The sequence below is a fragment of the Corallincola spongiicola genome (genome assembly GCF_004284785.1).
Classification (GTDB): domain Bacteria; phylum Pseudomonadota; class Gammaproteobacteria; order Enterobacterales; family Neiellaceae; genus Corallincola; species Corallincola holothuriorum.
On the sequence record NZ_SHLY01000003.1, the window covers coordinates 339554 to 364253 of the forward strand.

Consider the following 24700-nt stretch of genomic DNA (forward strand, 5'->3'; position numbering starts at 1 on the left):
GAATACGGGGCTTTGATTACGCAGCTTGAGCCTGGTTACTTACGGCGACGAGCACCTGCAAAACCCAGTAAGCCCAAACCTACCAGTGCCAGGGTCGCTGGTGCAGGTACTTCAGTTCGGGTGTTGGTAAATGCAAAGCTGAGGTCATTGAAATCGAACGGACCGCCGTACAGATCTTCAAAACTGACTAAGGTTTCATCTGGCTGCCAATCCTGTTCAACTCGCGCATGGAAACGATTGTCTGGGTTACGATCTTCGGGACCGGTGAAGTAGTTAAAGCCGGTGTCATTGACAAACAGACGGAAGATCAGCTCTGCACCCGCATTAAAGATACCCAAGTCGACGGTAGAGTTAACTGGCGATGTATGATTATTGAAAATAAACATATCGTTGCTCAGGTCGCCGTCATCGCCTGGATTACCGAAATCATCCAACATCAGATACAGATCGTTGCTGTAATCGGCTGAGTTACCGAGGTAAGTGGCGACCACAGAGCCGGTTTCGCCAACAATGACTTTTAAACCGTCGCCCGTGTCGGCGATGGGGAATGCAAATGCGTTTTGCAGACTGCTAGCTGCAAATAGCGCAGTGGCTATCAAGAGCTTTTTCATACTGAGTGCTTCCTTAAAATTAAAGATTAAATATTTTATATTGGTAGCGGTATCAGCAAGAACTGTGCCTGTTAGGTAAAACCCATGTATTCAGTGGGTTCTTTTGGCTGTTTTATGAACTTGTTAGTTTTAATTTTATGTATTTGTTAAAAAAATAGACAGATCCGACAGGGGCTATTATGTGAGTTATGGCAGGAATTAGCTAAATATGTGAGTTCGAAATAGTTTGTTCGGATCTCTATATGATACGTAACAGCCCGCGGCTAGCGGGCTGTATGGGTAGATTAATTAGTAGTACTTGAGATCTTGTACCTTGCCCCAAAACACGCGGTAGGAAAATATCGTGTAAAGCAAAATGACAGGAACAACGACAATGGCTCCCCAGAGAATGAATTGCAGTGATTCTGGTGCACTTGCCGATTCCCAAATCGTCATTTGTCCCGGCACAATATAGGGGAAGAAACTGTACCCAAGGCCACTAAAACAGAACAGGAAGATAAACATGGCGCCAACAAATGGCAGCCAACAACCTTTGTCATCCGGCAGCGGGAAGCGTTTTAGCACCTGATCGATAATGGCGAACAGGGCAAAGCAAACCACCGGTATTGCCCAAACAAATAGCGCATTGGGGAAGCTTAGCCAGCGGGCTAATATCTCAGGGTTCACCAAGGGATTCATGGCACACACGGCGGCAACACCCGCGAAGCAGATCCATCCGGCGCGTCGTGCCCAGCGAGCGGCTCTGAGTTGTAATTCGTCACTGGTTTTCATCACCAGCCAAGCCGCGCCGATATAGCAGTAGGCGGCGGCCACACCAAATGCGGCAAGGCCACTAAACAGGTAGGCGGTGATGCTCTGTTCAAAGCCCATCACATACATACCCAGCATATAGCCTTGTGCCAGCGCAGTGATCAGTGAGCCTAGTTTAAAGCTCTTATCCCATATAGGCTTATTGGCAACGGCGACCTTGGCTCTAAAGTCAAAAGCCACACCGCGCATGATCAGGCCGATCAACATAATGGCTGCTGGAATATATAACTCCCTTAGTACCACCGAATGGGCTTGTGGGAATGCGATCAAGAGTAGGCCGATAGCCAGTACCAGCCAGGTTTCATTCGCATCCCAAAATGGCCCAATGGAAGCGATCATGCTGTCCGCCTGAGTTTCGTTATCCAACGGCAGCATGATGCCGACACCAAGGTCGTAACCATCCAACATGGCATAGATAAGTACCGCAAGCCCCATCAGGCCAACGAAGATGACGGGTAACCAATCTGCAGGGATCATGCTTTTTCTCCTGACGTTGCCAGATTTTGGTCTAGCTGGTGGAAATTCGGGTTTTCTTCCGGGGTGATCTCTTCGATTTCAACGGCGCGGCGCGCCATCAGGAACAGGGTTCGGATATAGGCCACCAGTAGTACTACGTAGGTGATCATATATAGGGTGAAACTGAACCATACTTTTGATGGCGGTACCGTTGTAACCGCTTCGGCTGTGGTGAGAACGCCGCTGACCAAGTAAGGTTGGCGGCCAATCTCAGTGACATACCAGCCCGCTAACGTGGCCACCCAGCCAGCAAAGGTCATTAATACCAGGCCTTTCAGCAGCCAAGGTGACAGCTCTTTTTTACGCGCTAATTGCCAAACGCCTAGCCATGCTGCTGCAATCATTAACATACCGACGCCAACCATGATCCTAAACGAGTAGAATACGGGCGCGACGGGCGGGTGCTCTCCTGGAAACTCATTCAAGCCTTTAATTTCACCCTCCAGATCGTGGGTAAGAATGAAGCTCGCCATCTTCGGAATACCGATCTCAAAGTGGTTGGTTCTGTTTTCTTCATCTGGGATCGCAAACAACAATAACGGCGCGCCTTTTTCTGTGTGCCATACCCCTTCCATGGCAGCGATCTTTTGCGGTTGATGTTCAAGGGTGTTTAAGCCGTGGAAGTCACCGACCAACGCTTGTGTTGGCGCGAGTATCGCTGCAAAAATCAGACTGGTTTTAAGTGTGAGTCTTGGGCCACGCTTGTCATCGCCTTTGAGGATGCGATATGCCGATATTCCTGCCATTAAGAACGAAGCAGTTAGGCCTGAAGCCAGTAACACGTGAACCAACCGGTAGGGGAATGAGGGGTTAAAGATGATGGCCCACCAATCGACGGCATGGGCAACGCCATCTCGCATCTCAAAGCCAACCGGTGTTTGCATCCATGAATTCAATGCGATGATCCAGAAGGCTGACATGGTGGTACCTAAGGCGACCAGTGCGGTTGCCGTGGTATGCAGCCAAGGCGGCACTCGGTTGATGCCAAATAGCATGATGCCGAGGAAAGTGGCTTCAAGGAAAAAAGCAGTAAGCACTTCGTAACCCAGCAGTGGCCCAGCAATATTGCCTACTTTCTCCATAAACCCGGGCCAGTTGGTACCGAACTGGAAGCTCATGGTGATGCCGCTGACCACACCGAGAGCAAAGCTCAGGGCAAATACCTTGACCCAAAAGCGATAGGCGCGCATCCATACGGGATCTTGTGAGAAGTCGAAGCGGATTTTGAAATACATCAGTAGCCAGCACAACGCAATGGTGATGCTGGGAAAGAGAATATGAAAGCTGATATTGGCCGCAAACTGGATCCGTGAAAGCATCAGCGTCTCAATCATAAGAGTGCCCCATCATGGTTAGAAAGCCTAAAATGGCTTGGATAAAGTAAAAACAGTAACCCTAGAGTTAGTCGGTTTTAGTGCGTTTAAATTTGTCTGAAATATCGAGTACTTTGCTCACGCCGACACCTAAGCGCATCAGCGTGTTGAGTTTTTCAGGGCTGAGTCGCTGCAGTTCGCTGCTCCACTGCGTAATGGTTTCAAGCAGATCATGGATCTCGGAAACACGCTGTTGGGCAAACAGTTCCGGCGCCTCTTTGCTGGTGTCATCCATGATGTTATTGCGCAGCAGTGACAGTGTCGGGTCTATTTCGCGTTTACGGCGCTCTTCGAACACGGTATTTGCCATATCCCAGATGGAGCCTGCGGCGCAGTAATACTCTTTGCGGTCACCGGGGATATGGCGAAGCAAAATGAGACGCCAGGACACCAACTCCTTTAATCCCATACTGACATTACCTCGGGAGACATTGAGCGCCTCGCGCATCTGATCTGCGTTGAGCGGACTTTCGCTAAGAACAATCAGTGCCAGCATCTGCCCTACGGTGCGGTTGAAGCCCCAGCGACTGCCCATCTCGCCGAAGTGCAGTACCAGAGATTCGATCATCGGGCTCATCTTCATACTGGGGTTTCTCAATTTTCAGAAATTTCTGAAAATTATATATGAAAATTGACTTGGATCAAGATTGAAAAAGAGTCTCAACAATGAGAGATCAAAAATGTGCGGACATCTTCGGCTTTTGTGCGGCTAATTTCGTCGAAAGGTGGGTTTTTGATAGAGTATGGGGGCGTGGCTAGTATTTCACTTTATCGGAATGTGTAGCAGCGGCTCACAAGTGTGCGCCGCTGCACTACGTAACTTACTTCGCGGTCTGCCCGATTAACGAATCAGCTCGTAGAGTTCGTAACTTGAGTTGTCAGCATCGAAAGCGATGACAAGCTTGTCTTTCTTTTGGACAAGCTTACCAATGACGTCGTATTCGCGATTACTTTCGCTAGATATACCACTGTAGTGGAGTTGGGGTTCATCATTAACACTGGCACCACCGAGAAAAACCCAGTCAGTGCTGCTGTCCTGAAACAAATAACCCGTCTTCTTTTGTGAGCCACTGAGCTTTTCGAATAAGAGTTGGTTTTGTTCGGTCTGGCTTATTTTGCAATTGAAGTAGCGATAACTGTATATGCCTGAGTTATCGACCTGAATTGAGCGGCAACGCCAGTCGCCAAGTAGTCCTTCAGCGTTAATGGGGAGGTTCGGCTGTGCAAGTAAGGTTTTTATGCGAGCTAGCTCGTCATACTCTTGCATGAACTCACTGAATTTTTGCGTATTAGCGAAATCAATGTTGGCAAATATGTTGTCAATTTTGACACTGTCATTTTCTTGAGCATAGCTTCGCCATTCATTATCGGCATGGACAGCGAAGGAGATTAACAGTGCACATGCACAGACGATGTTCTTAATTTCCACAATAACTTCCTTTTACTGGGTGGACTCAAGTAGAGGTCTTTTACGTAGGATGGAACCGGATTATAAAGACAAAATTGGATACATACTATCTTGATTTTTTGCCAATAACTCTATGATTATACTTAATTAAAATGATTATCAATCACTTCAAGGATGCCGGTAAGATCGCTGATGTTGCATCTATCGGAAGTATTGGCCATGCAGGCGTGCTTGATCTTGGTTTAAATGCCTCATGCCTAGCAGCATAAAGGTGAAACGCGTAATGTCGTTTCGGTCGTGGTTATTGTGGTCGAAGCCAGACGTGTCATTCGAGCGGTTTGTGACTGATGCTGTTTTACTATCTAGACGGACAAGCGAAGAGAATTTGACGTGGTGCCAACTTCTCTTCTCTTCAACTGAATCGTTACAACCCTTGAAATAACGTCTCTATCCAACGCTTCTCATCGATAAAGCGCCATGACCAGCTTTTCCACTGCTCGGGCACACCTTCATCGAGTAGTTGTTGGAGTGTCTTGCCTTCGGCTTTGGCTGTTTTCACCCAACTAATGTGGGTTTCCAGCATCTCGATGTTGACTGCTAACGCGGCTTTGTCCGCGAGGGGGCCATGACCGGGAATGATCTGAGTTTCGTTATTCACTTGGCTATAAAGCGCTTTAACGTTATTTAGATACCCCATCACTGAACCGCCGCGTTTAAGATCGATAAAGGGAAATTTGCCGTTAAAAAACAGATCGCCCATGTGCAACACGTTGGCCTGCTTAAACCACACTACGCTATCGCCATCGGTATGACCTTTGGCGTAGTGCTGAACTTCGATGGTGAGGTCATTGAAATGAAAAGTCACGCCGTCGGCATAGGTGACGACCGGCATCGCACTGCGAGGCAAGCTGTCATCTTGCGACAAGCGCTCAAGCACATGGTGGTGAGCGAAGATGGTAGCGGATTTACCAAACTCGGCATTGCCACCAGTATGATCCCCATGCATGTGGGTATTCACTACGTATTTCAGCGGTTGCGGTGATAGCTCTTTTAATACCGCAGAGATTTTGTCTGCTAACGGCGCGTATTGATCGTCAACGATGAGCAATCCATCGGTGCCGGCTGAAGCGCCAATATTGCCCCCGGAACCGGTGAGCATATACACGCCGTTACGTAGTGCAGTTTTTTCTATCTCAACATCGGCGAAGCGATCATCGGCTAGCGCCGAATAACTAAAGCAGATAGAAAGTAAACCCAGCCAAATAGATCTCATTGTGCATTTCCGTATAAAGAGGATGACTCATCCAAGATAGATGATTGCCGTTTAATAGAACAGCTTACGATGTAATTCACTGTCGCGATCAACGGCAACAAAAAAGCCCGCGTTAGTCGCGGGCTTTTGATGGTTTTACAGTTCAGAGGCGACGCTTAGCGCACCTGCCACTGCAATGTTTCACCGGCATAGAATGGCACCATCGGCTTGCCAGCAACGTCTACTGTCGCAGGGATCTGCCACGGGTCACGTACCAAGGTGACGGTATCCGTATTGCGCGGTAGACCGTAGAAATCTGGGCCATTGAAACTGGCAAAGGCTTCCAGTTTATCCAATGCACCGATTTGCTCGAAGATCTCAGCGTACAGTTCCAGTGCTGCTGGCGCACTGTAACACCCGGCACAGCCACAGGCGTTTTCTTTGGCGTGTTGCAGATGTGGGGCGGAATCGGTACCGAGGAAGAACTTACTGGAACCACTGGCAACCGCCGCTTGCAGTGCTTGCTGATGAGTATTACGTTTCAGTACTGGTAAGCAGTAGTTGTGTGGCTTAATTCCGCCAACCAAAAGATGGTTGCGGTTGTACATGAGATGTTGTGGCGTGATCGTGGCTGCCACGTTGTTACCGCTGGCCAGTACGAATTCTGCAGCATCGCCAGTGGTGATGTGTTCGAATACGACCTTCAGTTGCGGATATTTAGTGACGATCCCGCTTAAATGGGCATCAATAAACGCTTTTTCGCGATCGAATACATCCACTTCATCGGCGGTGACCTCACCGTGAACCAACAGCAATAAGCCAACCTCAGCCATCGCTTCGAAAGTGGCATCAAGCCCATCGAGATCGGTGACGCCGTGAGCGGAGTTGGTGGTGGCATTGGCTGGGTACAGCTTACAAGCCTTTACGATCCCTTGTGCCGCAGCCTCTCGCACCATCTCTGGCGTTGTGTTGTCGGTCAGGTAAAGGGTCATCAGCGGTGTAAAACCACTGTCTACTGGCGTAGCAGCTTGAATTCGCTGGTAATAGGCTTGCGCATCTGCAGGTGTCACTACCGGAGGCTGCAGATTAGGCATCGCGATGGCTCTGGCAAAAACTCTGGCGGTGGCTGGAACGGCGGTTGCCAACATCGCCTCATCACGTAAATGAATATGCCAGTCATCTGGTCGGGTGATTGTTAGCGTATCTGCCACGCGCTACTCCTTGGTTGCAATAAAATTGGCCGCCTTAGTCAAACGGCTCGAGCGATTATCCGCCTATTTTAACCTGTGTCGTGGCGGTTGTCTGTGTGTCGATTAATTGCCGACAAATTGTCGAGTTTGTGAGCTATAACTTTTCAACTGCTTAGCTCTGCTCTAATCTGGCTACTGTAGCTATTTTTGTGGAGTTGTTGATGGCGATTGTAACCGGCCAGTCTGAAAGCAAAGTCTTGGAAAATGTGGTGATACCGCCGCGACCAGAAGTATTAATTCAGGTCAGCAACGAGCTGAAGCAAACTGATCCTGATGTTCGGGTGATCGGTGATGCCATTGCCAAAGATGTCAGCATTGCTGCTGGCGTGCTACAGATCGTCAACTCTGCCGCCTACAAGCGCGAAAAAACCATCGAATCAATTCATCAAGCCGTCATGCTACTGGGTTTGCATCGTGTCTACGCTGTGGTCAGGTCGGTTGCACTGCGCAATATGGTCGCAGATAGCTATCAGCTGGAAGCATTTTGGGAAACCGCGTCGGATGTGGCACATACCTGCATGGCGGTCGCCTCTACCTTAGAAATGCACGATGACCTCGACCATGCTTATCTGCTTGGTTTGTTTCATATGGCTGGCGTGCCGGTCATGATGCATAACTTCGACGACTATGGCCGGGTTAAAGCTACCGCTGATTGCAGTGGCTGGGATGTGGTCGTAGATGAAGAGATTGCCAGTTATGGCACCAGTCATATTGCCATCGGTGCTCGTCTAGCTGAAAAATGGCACCTACCGGAAATGGTCGCTGAAGCTATCTATCTGCAATACACACCTGAACAGCTGTTTAACGATGAGGTTACCCCCGAAAAAGTCACTGACATGGTGTGTGTGCTGAAAGTGGCACGACAAGTGGTGATGCGTACCAGTGAAACATTGGTGACCGAGCATGACTGGGAGAAGGTCGCCGAACCTGTGGCGGAACACCTGCATCTCACTGAAGACAGCCTAGAGCAGTTGGTTGAGTCGTTAGCCAATCGTTAAAGCGTCGACGGCTTAATCTTTTCCGCCAATTTTCAGTCTAATGCCGTGTTTGCGGTGACTAACTCGTCGCCAGAAACTTTGGCGGGTATAGTAGTGGCTTGTCTGTTCGTTTAGGGAGTGCTCATTGTGGATGACAGTCTCTTGCACGCGTTATTGTCTGGAAGTCATGACCGTTATGAAGTGTTTTTGCTGCGACAAGAAAGCCACCAGTAGTGAATTGCTCGTTGTTAATGCGCAAACCTATTGCCATGCCTGTGCGGTTGGTTTATTCGGTGAATCGGCTTTAACCAGCCCTGTTCCACAACATTCAGGTACCTTGGGCCGTTTGGGGAGTCATTTAAAGGTGTTTTTCTTTTTGGCTTCAGGGCTGTGGCTGTTGGTGTTGTTGTACGAGTTGCTGGAATCTGCCTACAAATTTTTTAAGGCTAGATTTTCTCTTTAAAACATTATTGCGCAGTTAATTAACCCCATTTACCAAGCTAGATTGTTGCATCGCGTTCCAGTCATACTCTTAGTACCGCTCAGTAGCTTCCTTGTATGAGGTTCGCATTAGAATACGATGTCAAAAATTATACTCAAAGGCTATATTCTGGTGCCTGAAGCGGAGCTTGATTTAGTCAAAAACGCGCTTGTTCTGCACCGCGAGCTGACGCTGGAAGAGCCTGGTTGCATGGTGTTTTCTGTTACCCAAAGCTTACGGGTACCTAATAGATTTGATGTTTATGAAGAGTTCACTGACAGCGCCGCATTCGAATTTCATCAGTCCAGAGTGAAGGCTTCATATTGGGGCCAGGTGTCCACCAATGTTGAGCGTCATTATGAGCTGATAGAATAAGGAGCAGGCGATGGATGCGACCTTATTCCAGCGGCTTGGCCGGTGCTTATCTCCTGATTTCATTCCCTGTATCTTGCCCTTTACATTTCGGAGTTAAAACTGACGTAATTAAAGCGCGAGTCGCTATCCTCTTAACCCCTGCTAGCCTCATACAATAGTCAGTAGATTAACTTCTGCTCTTTACCACGAGGCTCGCTGCATGAATCAACCATTTTACGATCGACTTCAGCAACAACTAAAAGACGTCACCGAGCAGGGCTTATACAAGCATGAGCGGGTGATCACCAGTGCGCAACAGCCGTCGATGGCGGTGGCTGGTGGACAAGAGGTGATTAACTTCTGCGCCAATAACTACCTCGGCTTGGCCAATCATCCTCGGTTGATTGGTGCGGCGAAATCCGCGCTTGATAGCCATGGTTTTGGTATGGCTTCGGTGCGTTTCATTTGTGGTACGCAAGATCTGCATAAGCAGCTAGAAACCGAACTTGCCGCTTTTCTGGGGATGGAAGATGCGATCCTGTATAGCTCCTGTTTCGATGCCAACGGCGGCTTGTTTGAAACCCTGTTGGGGCCAAACGACGCCATTATTTCTGATGCCCTGAACCATGCATCGATCATTGATGGGGTGCGATTGTGTAAGGCTAAACGCTTCCGTTATAGCAACAATGATATGGCGGAGCTGGAGCAGTGCCTGCAGCAGGCGGATGCCGCGGGTGTTGAAACCAAACTGATTGCCACCGATGGCGTCTTTTCCATGGACGGTGTGATCGCTGATCTGGCGAGCATTTGTGATTTGGCAGACAAGTACAATGCGCTGGTGATGGTGGATGACTCCCATGCCGTTGGTTTTGTGGGTGAGCAGGGACGCGGCAGTCATGAGTATTGTGATGTGATGGCGCGTGTCGACATTATTACCGGCACCCTGGGTAAAGCGATGGGCGGTGCTTCTGGCGGTTATACGGCCGCGCGTAAAGAGGTGATCGATTGGCTGCGTCAGCGTTCACGTCCCTACCTGTTTTCTAACTCCCTAGCGCCCGCCATTGTCGGCGCTTCATTGGAAGTACTGCAACTGCTAAAAGAGAGTGCCGAACTGCGTCAGCAGGTAAAGCAGAATGCAGCGTATTTCCGTGAAAAAATGGCCGCTGCGGGCTTTACCTTAGCTGGCGCTGAGCATGCCATCGTGCCGGTGATGCTAGGGGATGCCAAGTTGGCGAGCACTATGGCTGACAAGATGCTGGAGCGCGGCGTCTATGTGATTGGTTTTTCATTCCCAGTGGTGCCTCAGAACAAGGCGCGCATTCGAACACAAATGTCGGCGGCGCATACCCAGCAACAACTTGATCAGGCGATCGCGGCATTTATTGAAGTGGGTAAAGAGTTGAAGGTGATCCCATGACCATGATGCGAGGATTAGCCAAGCTCAAAGCGGCACCTGGGATCTGGATGACCGAGGCACCGTTACCTGAATTGGGACATAACGATCTGCTGATTAAGATCCGGAAAACAGCGATTTGCGGTACCGATCTGCATATCTATAAATGGGATGAGTGGTCGCAGAACACCATCCCTGTGCCGATGATTGTTGGCCATGAGTATGTTGGTGAAGTAGTTGCTATGGGCCAAGAGGTACGTGGCTTTAGCGAGGGCGATCGTGTTTCGGGAGAGGGACATATTACTTGTGGTCACTGTCGAAATTGCCGCGCCGGCCGTCGTCACTTATGCCGAAATACCGTAGGTGTCGGCGTGAATAGGCAGGGGGCATTCGCTGATTATCTGGTGATCCCTGCTTATAACGCATTCAAGATCCCTACTGGGATCAGTGATGAATTGGCGTCTATCTTCGACCCATTTGGTAACGCCGTGCATACCGCGCTAAGTTTCGATTTAGTTGGCGAAGATGTACTTATTACCGGCGCAGGCCCGATCGGCATCATGGCGGTGGCGATAGCCCGCCATTGTGGTGCTCGTCATGTGGTGATCACCGACGTGAATGATTATCGTCTGAATCTGGCGGCGCAGATGGGGGCGAGTCGAGTAGTCAATGTGGCGAAAGAATCATTGTCTGATGTGATGGTTGAGCTGGGTATGACCGAAGGTTTTGATGTCGGTATGGAGATGTCGGGTGTGCCGAGTGCCTTTTCCGCGATGCTGGACAAGATGAACCATGGCGGCAAAATTGCGTTGTTGGGGATCCCGCCATCGGACATGGCTATCGATTGGAATCAGGTGATCTTCAAAGGGCTTGAGATCAAAGGTATTTATGGTCGAGAGATGTTCGAGACCTGGTACAAAATGGCTAGCCTGTTGCAGTCTGGTTTGAATATTTCGCCGGTGATCACCCATCGTTTTGATATCAATGATTTTCAGCTTGGCTTCGATGCCATGGTCTCTGGTCAATGTGGCAAGGTGATCCTGGATTGGAGCGACTGACAGCAGTATTTGCTTTAGCGTACGGTCATAAATCTGCAGTAGTTGGTTGCTAGAGTGCACAGCAATTGCGGTGCTGACATTGAGTCGGCACCCATTTGTCTGTGGCGACAGAGGAACAATGACTATGCTAAGCCAGACTCGAGTGTGTGCCGAATGTGAAGGTACAGGTATCTTTACCTTAATTAGCCACCGCGGTATCGAGGGCTTGTATCGTGAGCTGATCGATTGTCCCGGCTGCCAAGGCTCCGGGGTTGAAGCGGGTATGCTGAAACTGGTATCACGCTGGTCATCGACGCCAGAGTCTAAAATTAACCTGGTCGAATAGACGGGCTAGATTAACCCCCTAGATTCCTTGGGTGTTTATCTGTGCTTAGCTCACGTAGAATCTCCCTTCGCCAAGAAGGAGTCGTCATGAGCGAGTTTCAACATATCGATGTTATGCAAACCCAACAACTGCTGGATGCCGATGAGGCGACCGTGGTTGATATCCGTGATGAAAACAGTTTCGCTGCGGGCCATATTCAAGGATCTGTTCATCTTACCAACGGTTCATTGTCGAACTTTATGGCCGACGCTGATTTTGACCGTCCACTGATTGTGGTTTGCTATCACGGTATCAGTAGCCAAGGGGCTGCGCAGTATATGGCACAGCAGGGTTTCGAGCAGGTGTATAGCATGGATGGTGGTTTTGAAGCGTGGCGTCGCCAGTTGCCCTATGTGGCGCCCGATCCTGATGACGCGCCAATCGCTCCTTAGCTGGCCGCAACGGCCAGAGTATGAGTTCCCGCTCAGAGTGAGGCATAATGGCGTTATCTCATTACCCTAGGTGTCGCTGTGATAGAAATCGCCACGTTATCTTCTCCCCGTGCTGCCCAAGCCTTCGTTGATTATCTAGCTACCCAAAGCATTGCTTGCCAGTTGCGACCGGAAGGGCAGGGGGTAATGCTGTTGTTGCACGATCCGGGGCAAGAATCCCACGTTCGTAGTGAGCTACAGAAATTTGCCGAAAACCCGAGTCATCCGCGCTATATGGCAGCGTCGTGGGAGCGCAGTGATAACGCTGGCGTGCGGTTTGATTACGGTGCACCCGGCACCGGTTTGATGCGTAATTTTCTGCTCCATGCTGGGCCGGTCAACCTGATTGTGTTGGCTATCTGCGCTGTTGTTTTCCTGTTCTCTTTCTTAGGTATGCTGGGCTATGTCCGGTATTGGCTGCAGTTCTTTCCTTCCATCGACGCATTGACTGGATGGCAGCAATGGCGCTGGTTAACGCCGGCGTTTATCCATTTCAGTTTTATGCACCTGATTATGAATGCGCTGTGGTGGTGGTATCTGGGAGGACAGCTGGAACAGAAAGAGGGAAGCCGGCCGCTGTTGATACTGTTTCTATTAACTGCCGCGCTGCCAAACTTCGCTCAATTTCTATTGAGTGGCCCCAACTTTGGTGGTTTGTCAGGGGTGGTTTATGGTCTGTTTGGTTACGTCTGGGTACGCGGAATGATGGCACCAACAGTGGGATTGTCGCTGACCCCCGGACTCACGGGGTTTATGTTGATATGGTTGGTGATCGGTTTTCTCGGTTGGTTTGGTCCGCCGATGGCTAATATGGCGCATTTCGGTGGCTTGCTGGTGGGCGCTGGCTATGCGGCGACTCGTAGTATCAATAAAAAAGGCTTGGCGGAATAAGCTGATCAGCCAAGCCTTCGATGTCACCCCATGGCGCTATGAGGCCGTGTTTTTAGTGATAAATATATTTGGTAAACAGTAGCTCGGTTGCCAGCTCTTGACCGGTTTCCTTTTTCAGCAGTTGATTGACGGTGTTAAAGCACAGCTTACGGATCTCTTCGCGTCCGGCTAACGATTTAACCCTGTCTTCAGGCTGGCGACCCAATACGTCAACCAGAGCGGCACGCAGTAACGGCGCGTGGTGCTGTATGATTTTCAAGTTGGTTTCGCCTTGAGCCATCAACTCGATGGTGACGCGAACAAAGCCAACTTTCTTTCCTGTGCTCAGGTAGTTAGTAATGATGTCAGGCTCGAAGCCGTAATACATAAAAGTACTGTCATCTGCCAACGCCACTTTTGACGACAGGCTCATCACTAAGCTGATACAGATGGCCATAAGTAGTTGCCGACATTTCACCACGTTTCTCCTGCTGCCAATCACGGCGGTTCTAATCTCTTTGAGGGAAGTCTAAAGGGGTTGATGGCTTACGCCAAGCTTCCGTATCAAACTCTGACACTATTATTGTCCATTATTCAGCTTTTCAACGGGTTCCTGTTACTATATCGGCGATTATTACCAGTTATTTAGTGATTGTGAGCAAGCAAGAGTTATCTCGCCATTTTCCTTTCGGTCTTACGACCCAATGGAGCCCCATAAAACAACAAGATCTGCACTCCGTGCGGATGGCTGACTGGTTGTTGGATAGCACCTCATTAACGGCCCGTTTGAAGCGACATTGTCAGGATTTCTCTGTCCGTGTGTTAGGGGAGTCTTATCTGGCTTTGAGCGCGGATGAACAGTCACAACTAGCAACCGCTGACAGCGAAGGGTTTGTCCGTGAAGTTATCCTGTTTTGTGATGATAAACCTTGGGTCTTTGCTCGCACGGTGGTGCCGTTAGCTACCCTGTCTCAGGGACAAGAGCTACAGCAACTTGGTGAGCGGCCGTTGGGTGCCTTATTGTTTGCCACGCCGGGTATGGTGCGAGATGCCGTTGAGGTGACTCATTTAGCGGCAGATCATCCGCTGTCTAAATCGGCCCTGCTGTGGGGCGCAGATAAGCAAAGGGATCTGTGGGGACGACGCTCCCGTTTTTTGTTGCCTGCAGGTGCTTTGCTGGTCAGCGAAATGTTTTTACCCGACTGTGCTGCCTATGCTGAGGAGTAAGTAAGGTGGAGATTGCGCAGAAGCTATCGGCCTATGGGCGCCTGATGCGAGTGGATCGCCCTATTGGCACTTTATTGCTACTTTGGCCGACGTTGTGGGCTTTACTGATTGCGGCTCAAGGTGTGCCAGAGTGGCACCTACTGGTGGTATTTGGCTTGGGTGTGTTCTTGATGCGCTCGGCTGGATGTGTGATTAACGATTTTGCCGACAGAAACTTTGATGGGTATGTGACGCGCACCCAACAACGGCCGTTGGTAACGGGCGAAGCCAGCGCAAAAGAGGCATTGGGACTGTTCTTAGTGCTGTCGTTTTTTGCTTTCTTATTAGTGCTGACACTGAATACTTTTACCATCGTTTTAAGTGTTGGTGGTCTAGTACTTGCTGCTTGTTACCCCTTTACTAAGCGCTTTACTAATCTTCCGCAGGTGGTGTTAGGCGCAGCCTTTAGTTGGGCGATACCAATGGCATTTGCAGCCGTTCTCGGAGAAGTCCCGCGCTATGCTTGGTGGTTGTTTGCCGCCAATCTGAGCTGGACGGTGGCTTATGACACCCTATACGCCATGGTTGATCGGGATGATGATGAGAAGGTCGGGATCAAGTCGACTGCGCGACTGTTTGGGCGTTACGATTTGCTGGCGATCGGTGTATTGCAAAGTATGACTTTACTCTTGCTAGCCTTGCTATTCACAGAGCTGGATTTAGGTTGGGCTGCCTGGTTAAGTCTACTAATTGCCGCACTCTTGTTTATTTCTCAACATGTACAGGTCAAAGCGCGAGAGAGGAATGCTTGCTTTCAAGCATTCCTCGCTAATAACCGGGTCGGATGGGTACTTTCTTTAGGATTGTTGACCAGCTATCTGATGTAGGCCTTATCTAAGGCCGATACACCATTATGCTTTTTACTTTTTCTGTCTTTAGGGGCAGAGAGAGTTTTCTGTGGAAATATCCAGCGAAAGGTAGTCTTTACTGGTCACTAGCTGACTAATTGCATCGTACGAATGAGTAAAATTAAGACTTAGCGATATGACTATGTCTTGCTGTTCACCGTCAGCTGGTTTCTGCAAAGAGACGTACTCAGCAATAGGCGAGGTATTCGTGAATGCTGAGCTTTTGGTGATATCTCTGAGACGATCGGTATATTGTTTAACCAACGTCCCGGCATCAACAGAGTCTATTTTTTCTATATAGGTCAAGTGGACCGTTGAGGTTTGTTGTGCCGTGCAAGGCTCTGCTATGGCGGATGATGTGGCTGAAATCAAACCTGCAGCCATGGCCAATAATGACAGTTTCTGTTTTTTGTTCATGTAACGTCCTTTCATTTGAACGGGCGACGCGGTTCCTGCGTGCCTTAGATCGAGGGCTGATAGTATACTAAGAGCAATATCTATTTAAGCCATTCAGATCAACATGATGCAACGCTTGTTGATCTGAATGGTCATGTTTGTGAGGCTAAGCCACGGCTTCATCAATAGTTTGATGTACTTCTGTCGCCAGCAACATTGAGATGGTCTGATGCAGGCTCTTTATCTTGGCTGGTCCTTCGGCCTCATCCATGTAGCCGCCTTCTCGCAACGAGCTGATAAAGATTGAGAACACTTTCTTATCAAAAAACTCTGGCGCACTGATGCCATGCAATGAAGCCAGGCGCTCAGCGATCTTCTGGCTACTGGACTCCAGTTGCCCGCGCTCTAAACCCGGATTGTGGGTGAGTTGCGCTAAAGTGATGGTGTAGCGCTGCAGGGTTTCCTGAATGATATTCGCCAGCAGAATAAGCTGATTGCGCTTACTTGAACGATGTTCAGGCACTTGCAATAGCTCGCCTTTGCGCGTGATCAGGCCAAGGTTTTCCAGCGCATTGAGCTGCCCTGCAAATTGTTGCTTCAACCCTTCTTCATCCCAATCCATAAATAGCTCGGCCTTGAGCATGGGGTAGATTTCGCTGACCGTACGATAGAGGGACTCTTCACTTAACTGTCGGTGTCTCAGCACGCAACTGGCGATGAGGCTGGGCAGGGCAAACATATGAATAATGTTATTGCGGTAATAGGTCATCAGCACGGCGTTTTTACCTTCGAGACTGATGATCTCGCCAATACCGTCTTCCACTACACTGAATTTGTCCAGTTCAATCGCATGGCTTACCAATGCCTTCGCGTCCTCTTCCGGTACCGTGGTTTGGCTGTGGTACGGTACCTGGCGGATCAGCTCTAGATAGAGTGTGATCTGGGCTTCCAGCGCTTTGCGGCTTAACGAGCGTTGCTCAGCACAAAGTAGTGACAACGCGCACAGGTTGATCGGATTCAGTGCCCCGGCATTATTAATTTCGCGCATCACTTGCTGACTGAGTTGGTTAACGGTTGGCGTTAACCAACTGGGCTTCTGTACTTCTAGTTCATTGATCGAGTCACGCCATTCCGGTGCTTTATCATTCATAAAGTTGGTTAGCGAGATCGGCTTGCCAAAGTTGACATACCCAAGGCCAAAATTGCGAAGTTTTCTCACCGCACTTAGCACCTGCCATGCGCTCTCTTTCTCTTTGCGCTTGCCTTTCAGCTCCTTCATGTAGGTGCCGATTTCCATCACATGTTCATAGCCTAAATAGACAGGCACCAAAGTGATAGGGCGATCGCAGCCACCACGCAACAGGGTTTGTACTGTCATCGCCAGCATGCCGGTTTTGGGGGGTAACAAGCGGCCGGTGCGGCTACGGCCACCTTCAGTGAAATATTCCACTGAATAGCCTTTTTGAAACAGGAGGGCCAGGTATTCACGAAACACAGCACTATATAGCTTGTTGCCACGGAATGAGCGCCGCATAAAGAAAGCGCCGCCCCGGCGGAATAGTGGACCGGCAGGCCAGAAATTCAAATTAACGCCAGCGGCGATATGGGGAGGTACCAAGCCTTCGTAATAGAGCACATAACTGAGTAGCAAGTAGTCCATGTGACTGCGGTGGCAGGGAACATAGACCAGCTCATGCCCGGATTGTGCGAGGGTGCGTACCTGTTCAGCATTGCTGACTTTGATACCGCGATAAATACGGTTCCACAGCCAAGTCATGATACGGTCAACCACGCGGATCATGTTACTGGAGTAGTTTGCGGCGATCTCATCAAGGTATTTGATCGCTTCGGCGCGGGCGTCCTCTTCACTCTTGCTTTTGGCTTGCACCTCTTCGGCGATCGCTTTGCGCATTGCTGGCGTGGCAACTATCTGCTCAAACATCGCTTGGCGATCGGCGAGTCGAGGGCCGGTAACCATCAGTCGTTGACGATAGAAATGCACCCGTGCTACTCGGACGATACGGTGCGCGGTGCGGTCATTGATGCCAAAGTCATCGGCCATCTGCCGCAGTGATACCGGTTTGCTGAAGCGGATAAAGCTATCGCGCCCTAGCAACAGTACCAGCATCATTTTCCGGAACCAGTTAGGTGAGCTTTTATCGCCAAGCCCCGCGAGTAATGATGGTTTCTCTTTACCGGGCGCACGGCCCCAGTAAACCCCGGTTGGCACGATCTGTACATCGAGCTCGTCGCTACGCCGGTGCGCTTCCAAAATACCCAGTACCTGAGTACGGAACGGTAAGCCTGCATCGTCACTGTTTAGCCAACGGCTGGCCTTCTCCACGGAGATGACCCGAGATTGTTCGCGGCCATCAATTTGCAGCGGTTCAAATGGGTCTGGTAGGCCCAAAGCCTTACAGCGCCTCGCCAACGCCACTTTGTCGGTGTGGCTGTCATCTTTTAGTAGATAGACGATTGGCTTTTCCGGATCGAGCAGATGCTCTTCTACCGGACTTTCAGGGATAGGAGTGCCTTTCACCAACAGGCGGACAGGCAGTTCAAGCAGGGAGTGGAACCAACGCTTTCGCTCGGCCATAGTGATATTTCAACGAGTTATTTATTCCAGACTATTGGGCGGAAGATAGCAGAAAATCGTCCAGATAGCTTGCATCTGGATCATGACGGGTCCGTTGTTAATGCCTTCGCAATGGCTTCACTTAGTTCACTGATAAGCTGGCTAATGGCGTTCACTTGGCTCTCTGTTGTCGATTCTGCTGATGTGTTCAGGGCGAAGGTCTCGTAGCGTAACTCTTTATGGTCGCTCGACAGCAGTTGCCAACTACCTTCTAACCGGGCGATGCCTTGGCTATCACTGTCGAGCCTGTCTATTTTTATTCGCAGGGACGGCTGTGGAGCCACGCCGATGACACCGAAAGGGCGCAACTGAGAGCTGCCAGTGATAGTTTGCAGGTTTTTGAGCAGCACGATATTGATGTCGTTATCTAACTGACTGGCCCAGAGATCATGGTCACTGATCTGGTAGTTTACTGCTGTGCTTCGGGCAACCATCCCTTGACGTTGCAGATAGTCAGCGAGGTAGACAGGGCCAACGGTCAAAGCCAGATCAGGTGCCGGTACAGTTGCACTTTTAGCGTCGGCTGATAATAGATAGTAATCGGTCGGACCTGAGCTACTGCACCCACTGAGGCTGGTGCCAGCGAAAATGATTAAGGCCGTTATCCAAGACAAACGATTGCGCATAATGACTCCGGGGTGCATTGACCCTGTTTTATTTTCCAAATATTACTGCTTCGGGGCGACGTTGCAGGGTGTCTAACAAGCTGCGGGCACTTTTAAGCGTCGCATTGAGATTGTTCAAGCTTTGTTCCGCGCTGACCTTGAGTTGTGAATCATTATCGGCCAGTTGTTGATAGGTCAGCAGTGTGGCTTCGGCTTGCGCCAATGTCTGATCAATCTTGGCTAATGTTTCATTGCCTTGAGCGATAGTTTGCGCGCTGGTATCTACTAAGGCTTCGGCGCTTTGGCTGAGATGGGAAACACTCTTGGCTGTTTGTTGGAAATCCCCCAAGGTGACTTGCATCTGCTGGCTCAACGCCGGTAAGTCTTGGTTCAGGCGGGTTAACAGAGCGTTCAGCTGCACACTGGCCTCTTCCAAGCTGTCGACCCCACGATTAAACTTCGGGCTTTCAGTGATTCTCTTCACTTGTCCTAGCAACTCATTGAGATTATTTGCGATCTCATCCAAAGGCATCTTGGCTACTTTGCTCAAGGTGGACGACAGTGCCTGTCGAACCAGTTCCAGATCTGACGGTACTGTTGGGATTTGAGGGTAATTTAGGTCGGTCGGGTGCAACTCTCCTTGTTGTTCCGGCTCGTAGTCGATCTGCACCATCAGTCGGCCGGTCACCATACTTTGGGTGACCAGTTTGGCACGGATGCCGCGATTGGCGCGCTCCATATCTTTAGGTGCTACACCTTCAAAGAAGTTATCCAACAGCTCGGCACTGACATCCATCACGACTGGTACCAACAACTCACTGTTCTTGGCAGAATAATGGATACGAACGTCAACTACCTCGCCGATTTTTACCCCTTGAAATGAGACCGGTGAGCCTTTAGCCAGCCCTTGTACAGAGCCGCGGAATACCGTGACATAGCGGTCATGTTTTGAGAAAAATTGGTCGGAGCTGAACATGATGATGCCGATGACCATCAATGTGGCGGCAAAAATCACAAATATCCCTATGCGTGCTGCTGTCGCATTGTGTCCCATCTTAGTTGCTCTCCTTTAAATCGCCCCGGCGCAGAAACATTTGCACTCGATGGTCATCGCAATTTGCCAGTAATTCATTGGGATCCCCTTGAGCAATCATCGTTTTGGTTTCTGGATCGAGAAACACTGAGTTGGTGCCGATGGCAAAAATGCTGGCCAGCTCATGGGTCACCATTACGACGGTTGCGCCTAAACTGTCTCGTAACTGTAAGATTAAATCATCCAGCAGGCGGGCACTGATCGGGTCGAGTCCGGCTGAAGGCTCATCAAAAAACAGCACCTCTGGGTCTAATGCAATGGCGCGAGCCAGTGCTGCGCGCTTTGCCATCCCTCCGCTTATCTCTGAAGGATAGTATTTTTCATATCCCTCTAAGCCAACCAGAGTTAACTTTAGTGAAATAAGATCGCGAATATCTTTATGGGTGAGGTTGGTATAGGTCTCTAATGGTAATGCGATATTCTCTTCTAAGGTCATTGAGCTGATCAATGCCCCAGATTGATAGGTTACCCCAAATTTTTGGGTCATCGCTTGGCGTTGCTGCTCGTTACAACTCCACATTGCTTGGTCATTGAATAAGACTTCACCTTTGGCTGGGGTCAATAGACCGATCATATGTTTCATGAGTGTGCTTTTGCCGCAGCCGCTCCCCCCCATGATGATAAATATGTCGCCACCATCAATGGTGAAGTTGAGATCTTGTTGGATCACGCGATCGCCGTAGGCCATGGTGAGATCGCGTATTTCAATATGCTTTTGCTTCATATACCGATCAATGTTGTTGTAATGGTGACGATGGCGTCCACCACAATAATAAACACGATGGCCGATACCACAGAGCGGGTAGTTGCTTGCCCCACGGCCATTGCATTACGTCCGCAATTAATGCCATTCATACAGCCTGCAACAGCGATTACCAGTGCGAATAGCACACTTTTAAGTAAGCCAATAGCGAAGTGGCGTAACGGCACCGTGGTGGTCATCTGTTCCACAAATTGGGTGAATGAGATATCGAGCATTAACTGAGATACTAGCGCGCCACCAAGAATACCTAGCGCCATGGAAAAAACGGTAAGCAACGGCAGCATGATTAACAGCGCGATAAAGCGGGGGAGCACCAAAAATTCGATGGGTCTAAGACCCATGGTTGTGAGTGCGTCGATCTCTTCATTCACCTGCATGCTGCCCAACTGCGCGGCGTAACTCGCGCCTGTGCGGCCCGCCATAATAATCGCTGTCATCATCGCGCCCATTTCACGTGCCATACCCAGCGCAACAAGAGAGGCGACGAAGATAGATGCGCCGAACTGTTGTAACTGCACGGCGCCAACGAAGGCTAAGATCATGCCGATCAGGATGCTAATTAAGGCGACAATGCCAAAGGCAGCGGGACCGGCGTCATGCATACAGTCGTACACGTCCTTGGCACGTATCTCGGCTTTGCCGACGCAGAGTTTGCCAACGGCGCTGATCAGCGCGCCGATGAAACTGAAACTGACTAAGATGTTTTCCCAGCTCGCCAAGACCGAGTTACCTATGCGCTCAGCAAAGGTCGGCTGGTAAGTTGTTTGGTTTGGTCTATTGGCCGCATTAGATTGTGACTCTGCCAGCGCCAGAAGCTGCTGTGCGCCTTGAGGCAGGCGACTGACATCTACATGCAGTCGATGCGCTTTTGCATATTCACTGACACGGCGAATAAGCACCACCAGCGCACTGTTCCAGCAGCCAATGTCGGCGTCGACGAATATGAGCGTTTCATCTGGAGTGACTTTTGATTTTAGGGCTTGTAGTAGATCGTCAACCCGATGATCGCCACGGCGTAATACCCAGTCACCTGTCAACTCTAACAGCCAGCCAGTACCGTCATCAGTTCGCCTGATGTTCAGCTCATGCACGTCACTTTCACCTTGAAAAGCCCTACGTAATGTCCTTGAGTCTGCCGCAGATCCGCTATTTCTGCAAAATTCAAAGCGAATCAAGTTATTAATGTCACATAAAACAGTGATCAAAAAAACAGCAGTGATACTTGCCATGAATAAATACCTGTATATACTCACAGTATACTGTATGCAATCACAGGTATCTTTATGCGCCCATTAACACCACGACAAGCTGAAATTCTTGCGTTGATTAAAGACAATATTGAAGCGACAGGCATGCCGCCAACTCGTGCGGAAATTGCACGCCGATTGGGATTTAAGTCTGCTAATGCCGCGGAAGAGCACCTCAAAGCACTGGCCAAAAAAGGTTTAATAGAGATCTTGGCGGGAACATCACGGGGTATTCGCGTGATCCCACAGGCGGATGATGAAGCGGCTGCAAACGATGATGGCTTACCTCTGATTGGTCAAGTGGCTGCCGGTACGCCTATCTTGGCGCAAGAACATGTTGAGGCGCATTACAAAGTTGATCCAGCCATGTTCCGGCCATCTGCGGACTTCTTACTGCGAGTACACGGTGACAGTATGAAGGATATTGGCATCCTCGAAGGCGACCTGCTGGCTGTGCACAAGACTGCGACGGCGCAGAATGGGCAGGTGGTAGTCGCTCGGGTGGGTGATGATGAGGTGACAGTTAAGCGTTTTGAAAAGAATGGCAAAGATGTGCTGTTGCATGCTGAAAATGAAGCCTACAGCCCGATCAAAGTCGATCTGGGTGTAGAGAACCTGGCCATTGAAGGGCTGGCTGTTGGTATCATTCGTAATGGAGAGTGGTTATGAACCCATTTGAGACAATGAATCTGCATACTCGCCAAATGACTGGCTCATTGGTAGCTGCACCGCAGCCAAAGCTAACCGGCAACCGCCGCCCGCAAAATAAGTGGCAATCGCGAGCGCAGATTGTGCCGGTTGAAGGCCAGCAATCAGCACTGTTAGAGACAATCAAACGTAGTCAACAAGCCAACAAATGGGTGGTATTGGTGGCAGCCCCTGATAAGCAGGTGACGCGTTGGTTGGTGGAAAATGGTGTGTGCGCCGAGCGACTGTTGCAAGTCCACCCCAAAGATGAGCAAGGTGTGATGTGTGCCGTGACTCAAGGCTTAGGCTCTGCCACTTGTGGCTTGGTTATCGGCTGGACGGATCTACTTTCCGAAGCGCAGTGGCAGGCGTTAACCGCCGAAGCGGCTTGCTACGATACAAACAGTGTTTTGTTTCATCGCATGAATAACCGTTGCCATGCAGGTAGAGCATGGCAATCAGCACGGTCGAAAAATCAGATGTTCGCCAGTGTGTTGGTCCATTGATCCCCCACAGTTTCAATGTACTTTCCGAAGCCGCCGCAAGGCGGCTTTTTTTATACCTTTGAAAATCCTCCTAACACATTAGCTGCTAACTCTAGTTGCACAGACTTCATCACTCGTCAGGCTAAATATCACCATTTGGATGTGATTTAACCCGCAAACAGTTGGGCAGTTTGCTAACTTGCTCAAGTTTTTTGATTAATTTTTAGACGTATCGCTAATCGTGAACGATTCTTAATCAAGGCCTGATAGCTGCGACCGCGCCTATAAAAATTTAAATATGCGGTCTGTAGTGGCTACTGGGGTTTTGGGGTAAGCGCCTGTCGAACAGGTGTTTTTTGTAAGTGCGAGGAGAAGCCTCTTGATACGGATAGCCACACGCGTCGCGGCGGGGGCTGGCGCCCTATTGCCGTCATTTATCTCCGCCGAGGAGATGCCGCTAAATATGACTCAGGGTGTGACAGCCATTAGTCAGGACGTCTACCAGCTCCACATGACCATCTTCTACATCTGCTGCGTCATTGGCGTGCTTGTCTTCGGTGTGATGTTTTGGTCAATCATTCATCATCGCAAGTCCAAGGGAGTGAAACCGGCGCAGTTTCATGAAAGTACCAAGGTCGAGATCCTTTGGACTGCACTACCACTGCTTATTTTGGTTGGGATGGCGGTGCCAGCAACGCAAGTGTTGATCAATATGGAAGATACCACGGAAGCGGATGTCACCATTTTGGTGACGGGCTCGCAATGGAAGTGGCACTACAAGTATCTGGATGATGACGTTGAGTTTTATAGCCTGTTGGCGACACCCCGTGCCGAGATCGAAAACAAACTCGCCAAAACTGAAAACTACCTACTTGAGGTGGACCGCCCGCTAGTTCTGCCTATCGGTAAAAAAGTGCGTTTCTTAATGACTTCCGACGACGTTATTCACAGTTGGTGGGTGCCCGCTTTTGCGGTGAAAAAAGATGCTAATCCAGGTTTCATTAATGAAGCGTGGACCAGAATTGACGAAGCCGGCACATACCGAGGGCAGTGTGCGGAGCTGTGCGGGAAAGACCATGGTTTTATGCCGATCGTTGTGGTCGCCAAGCCGGAAGCAGAATACAACACTTGGTTGGCCACATTGAAAACCACCCAAGCTGAAGCGAAAGCGGAAGAGCAAAAACTGCTGGCCATGAGTATGAGCATGGAAGAGTTAATGGCTGAAGGCGAGCAAGTGTATATGACCTCTTGTGCGGCTTGCCATCAACCGAATGGTGAAGGTCTTGCTGGTGTGTTTCCTGGCTTGAAGGGCAGTCCTCTCACCATCGGCGATGTCGGTGCCCATATAGACATTGTTATCCACGGTAAAAAAGGTACGGCAATGCAGGCCTTTGCCAAACAGTTAACACTCAAACAGTTGGCCGCGGTGATCACCTACGAGCGTAACGCCTGGGGTAACAACACCGGTCAACTCGTTCAACCCGCTGATGTGGATGCCCGCATCAAAAGCGCAATCTAGCCAGAGGA

At 49.8% G+C, this 24700-nt stretch carries 27 protein-coding genes; 13 read left to right on the forward strand and 14 right to left on the reverse strand.

Features of this window, described 5'->3' with window-relative positions; all coding sequences use genetic code 11:
* Positions 1–35 precede the first annotated feature (35 nt).
* From EXY25_RS11790 to pyrC, 7 genes are all read right to left on the reverse strand, one after another.
* Positions 36–611 carry a PEP-CTERM sorting domain-containing protein gene (locus EXY25_RS11790; RefSeq protein WP_114337684.1) on the reverse strand — a complete coding sequence of 192 codons (576 nt, stop codon included), beginning with the start codon at positions 609–611 and terminating at the stop codon, positions 36–38.
* Positions 612–899: 288 nt separating this feature from the next.
* Positions 900–1898 (reverse strand): cytochrome d ubiquinol oxidase subunit II, encoded by a 999-nt coding sequence (locus EXY25_RS11795; RefSeq protein WP_130566921.1) that lies wholly within the window; start codon positions 1896–1898, stop codon positions 900–902.
* Positions 1895–3271 carry a cytochrome ubiquinol oxidase subunit I gene (locus EXY25_RS11800; protein ID WP_130566922.1) on the reverse strand — a complete coding sequence of 459 codons (1377 nt, stop codon included), beginning with the start codon at positions 3269–3271 and terminating at the stop codon, positions 1895–1897. Before EXY25_RS11800 ends, EXY25_RS11795 begins: the two co-directional genes overlap by 4 nt.
* Positions 3272–3338: 67 nt before the next feature.
* Positions 3339–3893, reverse strand: a complete 555-nt coding sequence (locus EXY25_RS11805; RefSeq protein ID WP_114337687.1) for a GbsR/MarR family transcriptional regulator — start codon at positions 3891–3893, stop codon at positions 3339–3341.
* A 258-nt stretch (positions 3894–4151) separates the two neighbouring features.
* Complete coding sequence (locus EXY25_RS11810; protein ID WP_165419343.1) at positions 4152–4739, reverse strand: DUF4893 domain-containing protein; 588 nt, start codon at positions 4737–4739, stop codon at positions 4152–4154.
* A gap of 403 nt (positions 4740–5142) precedes the next feature.
* Complete coding sequence (locus EXY25_RS11815) at positions 5143–5991, reverse strand: MBL fold metallo-hydrolase (protein WP_130566924.1); 849 nt, start codon at positions 5989–5991, stop codon at positions 5143–5145.
* Between the two features lie 155 nt (positions 5992–6146).
* On the reverse strand, positions 6147–7181 hold the full coding sequence (gene pyrC, locus EXY25_RS11820) for a dihydroorotase (protein WP_130566925.1): 1035 nt from the start codon (positions 7179–7181) through the stop codon (positions 6147–6149).
* A gap of 200 nt (positions 7182–7381) precedes the next feature.
* On the opposite strand from pyrC, the gene EXY25_RS11825 reads away from it, so the two are divergent.
* From EXY25_RS11825 to glpG, 8 genes are all read left to right on the forward strand, one after another.
* Complete coding sequence (locus EXY25_RS11825; protein ID WP_130566926.1) at positions 7382–8218, forward strand: HDOD domain-containing protein; 837 nt, start codon at positions 7382–7384, stop codon at positions 8216–8218.
* Positions 8219–8348: 130 nt separating this feature from the next.
* Complete coding sequence (locus EXY25_RS11830; RefSeq protein ID WP_130566927.1) at positions 8349–8660, forward strand: hypothetical protein; 312 nt, start codon at positions 8349–8351, stop codon at positions 8658–8660.
* Between the two features lie 117 nt (positions 8661–8777).
* Entirely contained in the window at positions 8778–9053 is a 276-nt protein-coding gene (locus EXY25_RS11835) for a putative quinol monooxygenase (RefSeq protein WP_130566928.1), read from the forward strand.
* Positions 9054–9252: 199 nt separating this feature from the next.
* A complete protein-coding gene (locus EXY25_RS11840) occupies positions 9253–10449 on the forward strand; it encodes a glycine C-acetyltransferase (protein WP_130566929.1) in 1197 nt (398 codons plus the stop codon).
* Between the two features lie 5 nt (positions 10450–10454).
* Positions 10455–11483 (forward strand): L-threonine 3-dehydrogenase, encoded by a 1029-nt coding sequence (gene tdh, locus EXY25_RS11845; RefSeq protein WP_130566981.1) that lies wholly within the window; start codon positions 10455–10457, stop codon positions 11481–11483.
* 124 nt (positions 11484–11607) lie between these two features.
* On the forward strand, positions 11608–11808 hold the full coding sequence (locus EXY25_RS11850; RefSeq protein WP_130566930.1) for a hypothetical protein: 201 nt from the start codon (positions 11608–11610) through the stop codon (positions 11806–11808).
* 86 nt (positions 11809–11894) lie between these two features.
* Complete coding sequence (gene glpE, locus EXY25_RS11855; RefSeq protein ID WP_114337695.1) at positions 11895–12239, forward strand: thiosulfate sulfurtransferase GlpE; 345 nt, start codon at positions 11895–11897, stop codon at positions 12237–12239.
* A gap of 78 nt (positions 12240–12317) precedes the next feature.
* Positions 12318–13169, forward strand: a complete 852-nt coding sequence (gene glpG / locus EXY25_RS11860; RefSeq protein WP_165419344.1) for a rhomboid family intramembrane serine protease GlpG — start codon at positions 12318–12320, stop codon at positions 13167–13169.
* 52 nt (positions 13170–13221) lie between these two features.
* Here the strand turns inward: glpG and EXY25_RS11865 are convergent, their stop codons facing one another.
* Positions 13222–13626, reverse strand: a complete 405-nt coding sequence (locus EXY25_RS11865; RefSeq protein WP_240695235.1) for a flagellar basal body-associated protein FliL — start codon at positions 13624–13626, stop codon at positions 13222–13224.
* Positions 13627–13802: 176 nt separating this feature from the next.
* Between EXY25_RS11865 and EXY25_RS11870 the strand changes: the two genes are divergently transcribed.
* Together EXY25_RS11870 and ubiA are read left to right on the forward strand one after the other, a co-directional pair.
* Positions 13803–14375 carry a chorismate--pyruvate lyase family protein gene (locus tag EXY25_RS11870; RefSeq protein WP_130566932.1) on the forward strand — a complete coding sequence of 191 codons (573 nt, stop codon included), beginning with the start codon at positions 13803–13805 and terminating at the stop codon, positions 14373–14375.
* A 5-nt stretch (positions 14376–14380) separates the two neighbouring features.
* Positions 14381–15241 (forward strand): 4-hydroxybenzoate octaprenyltransferase, encoded by an 861-nt coding sequence (gene ubiA, locus EXY25_RS11875; RefSeq protein WP_130566933.1) that lies wholly within the window; start codon positions 14381–14383, stop codon positions 15239–15241.
* 48 nt (positions 15242–15289) lie between these two features.
* Here the strand turns inward: ubiA and EXY25_RS11880 are convergent, their stop codons facing one another.
* From EXY25_RS11880 to EXY25_RS11905, 6 genes are all read right to left on the reverse strand, one after another.
* Entirely contained in the window at positions 15290–15679 is a 390-nt protein-coding gene (locus EXY25_RS11880; RefSeq protein ID WP_114337700.1) for a hypothetical protein, read from the reverse strand.
* A 145-nt stretch (positions 15680–15824) separates the two neighbouring features.
* The gene (gene plsB, locus EXY25_RS11885; protein WP_130566934.1) at positions 15825–18254 is read right to left on the reverse strand and encodes a glycerol-3-phosphate 1-O-acyltransferase PlsB; all 2430 of its coding nucleotides are present in this window, start codon (positions 18252–18254) and stop codon (positions 15825–15827) included.
* 80 nt (positions 18255–18334) lie between these two features.
* The gene (locus EXY25_RS11890; RefSeq protein WP_165419345.1) at positions 18335–18919 is read right to left on the reverse strand and encodes a PqiC family protein; all 585 of its coding nucleotides are present in this window, start codon (positions 18917–18919) and stop codon (positions 18335–18337) included.
* A gap of 28 nt (positions 18920–18947) precedes the next feature.
* Positions 18948–19952: an MlaD family protein gene (locus tag EXY25_RS11895; protein ID WP_130566936.1), complete on the reverse strand. Its 1005-nt coding sequence runs from the start codon at positions 19950–19952 to the stop codon at positions 18948–18950.
* A 1-nt stretch (position 19953) separates the two neighbouring features.
* A complete protein-coding gene (locus EXY25_RS11900; RefSeq protein WP_130566937.1) occupies positions 19954–20715 on the reverse strand; it encodes an ABC transporter ATP-binding protein in 762 nt (253 codons plus the stop codon).
* Positions 20712–21845, reverse strand: coding sequence for an MlaE family ABC transporter permease (locus tag EXY25_RS11905; RefSeq protein ID WP_165419346.1), 1134 nt, complete (start codon positions 21843–21845; stop codon positions 20712–20714). The genes EXY25_RS11900 and EXY25_RS11905 overlap by 4 nt, the downstream gene beginning before the upstream one ends.
* Before the next feature lie 192 nt (positions 21846–22037).
* On the opposite strand from EXY25_RS11905, the gene lexA reads away from it, so the two are divergent.
* From lexA to coxB, 3 genes are all read left to right on the forward strand, one after another.
* Positions 22038–22670 carry a transcriptional repressor LexA gene (gene lexA / locus EXY25_RS11910; protein ID WP_114337706.1) on the forward strand — a complete coding sequence of 211 codons (633 nt, stop codon included), beginning with the start codon at positions 22038–22040 and terminating at the stop codon, positions 22668–22670.
* A complete protein-coding gene (locus EXY25_RS11915; protein ID WP_130566939.1) occupies positions 22667–23194 on the forward strand; it encodes a hypothetical protein in 528 nt (175 codons plus the stop codon). Before lexA ends, EXY25_RS11915 begins: the two co-directional genes overlap by 4 nt.
* 403 nt (positions 23195–23597) lie before the next feature.
* Complete coding sequence (gene coxB, locus EXY25_RS11920) at positions 23598–24692, forward strand: cytochrome c oxidase subunit II (RefSeq protein WP_246019552.1); 1095 nt, start codon at positions 23598–23600, stop codon at positions 24690–24692.
* Positions 24693–24700 lie beyond the last annotated feature (8 nt).

Coding starts and splice junctions, on each gene's coding strand:
- EXY25_RS11790 (WP_114337684.1), bottom strand. CDS start 611: ATGAAAAAGCTCTTGATAGCCACTGCGCTATTTGCAGCTAGCAGTCTG.
- EXY25_RS11795 (WP_130566921.1), bottom strand. CDS start 1,898: ATGATCCCTGCAGATTGGTTACCCGTCATCTTCGTTGGCCTGATGGGG.
- EXY25_RS11800 (WP_130566922.1), bottom strand. CDS start 3,271: ATGATTGAGACGCTGATGCTTTCACGGATCCAGTTTGCGGCCAATATC.
- EXY25_RS11805 (WP_114337687.1), bottom strand. CDS start 3,893: ATGAAGATGAGCCCGATGATCGAATCTCTGGTACTGCACTTCGGCGAG.
- EXY25_RS11815 (WP_130566924.1), bottom strand. CDS start 5,991: ATGAGATCTATTTGGCTGGGTTTACTTTCTATCTGCTTTAGTTATTCG.
- EXY25_RS11825 (WP_130566926.1), top strand. CDS start 7,382: ATGGCGATTGTAACCGGCCAGTCTGAAAGCAAAGTCTTGGAAAATGTG.
- EXY25_RS11830 (WP_130566927.1), top strand. CDS start 8,349: ATGACAGTCTCTTGCACGCGTTATTGTCTGGAAGTCATGACCGTTATG.
- EXY25_RS11835 (WP_130566928.1), top strand. CDS start 8,778: ATGTCAAAAATTATACTCAAAGGCTATATTCTGGTGCCTGAAGCGGAG.
- EXY25_RS11840 (WP_130566929.1), top strand. CDS start 9,253: ATGAATCAACCATTTTACGATCGACTTCAGCAACAACTAAAAGACGTC.
- tdh (WP_130566981.1), top strand. CDS start 10,455: ATGCGAGGATTAGCCAAGCTCAAAGCGGCACCTGGGATCTGGATGACC.
- EXY25_RS11850 (WP_130566930.1), top strand. CDS start 11,608: ATGCTAAGCCAGACTCGAGTGTGTGCCGAATGTGAAGGTACAGGTATC.
- glpE (WP_114337695.1), top strand. CDS start 11,895: ATGAGCGAGTTTCAACATATCGATGTTATGCAAACCCAACAACTGCTG.
- EXY25_RS11880 (WP_114337700.1), bottom strand. CDS start 15,679: ATGAACAAAAAACAGAAACTGTCATTATTGGCCATGGCTGCAGGTTTG.
- plsB (WP_130566934.1), bottom strand. CDS start 18,254: ATGGCCGAGCGAAAGCGTTGGTTCCACTCCCTGCTTGAACTGCCTGTC.
- EXY25_RS11890 (WP_165419345.1), bottom strand. CDS start 18,919: ATGCGCAATCGTTTGTCTTGGATAACGGCCTTAATCATTTTCGCTGGC.
- EXY25_RS11895 (WP_130566936.1), bottom strand. CDS start 19,952: ATGGGACACAATGCGACAGCAGCACGCATAGGGATATTTGTGATTTTT.
- EXY25_RS11900 (WP_130566937.1), bottom strand. CDS start 20,715: ATGAAGCAAAAGCATATTGAAATACGCGATCTCACCATGGCCTACGGC.
- lexA (WP_114337706.1), top strand. CDS start 22,038: ATGCGCCCATTAACACCACGACAAGCTGAAATTCTTGCGTTGATTAAA.
- EXY25_RS11915 (WP_130566939.1), top strand. CDS start 22,667: ATGAACCCATTTGAGACAATGAATCTGCATACTCGCCAAATGACTGGC.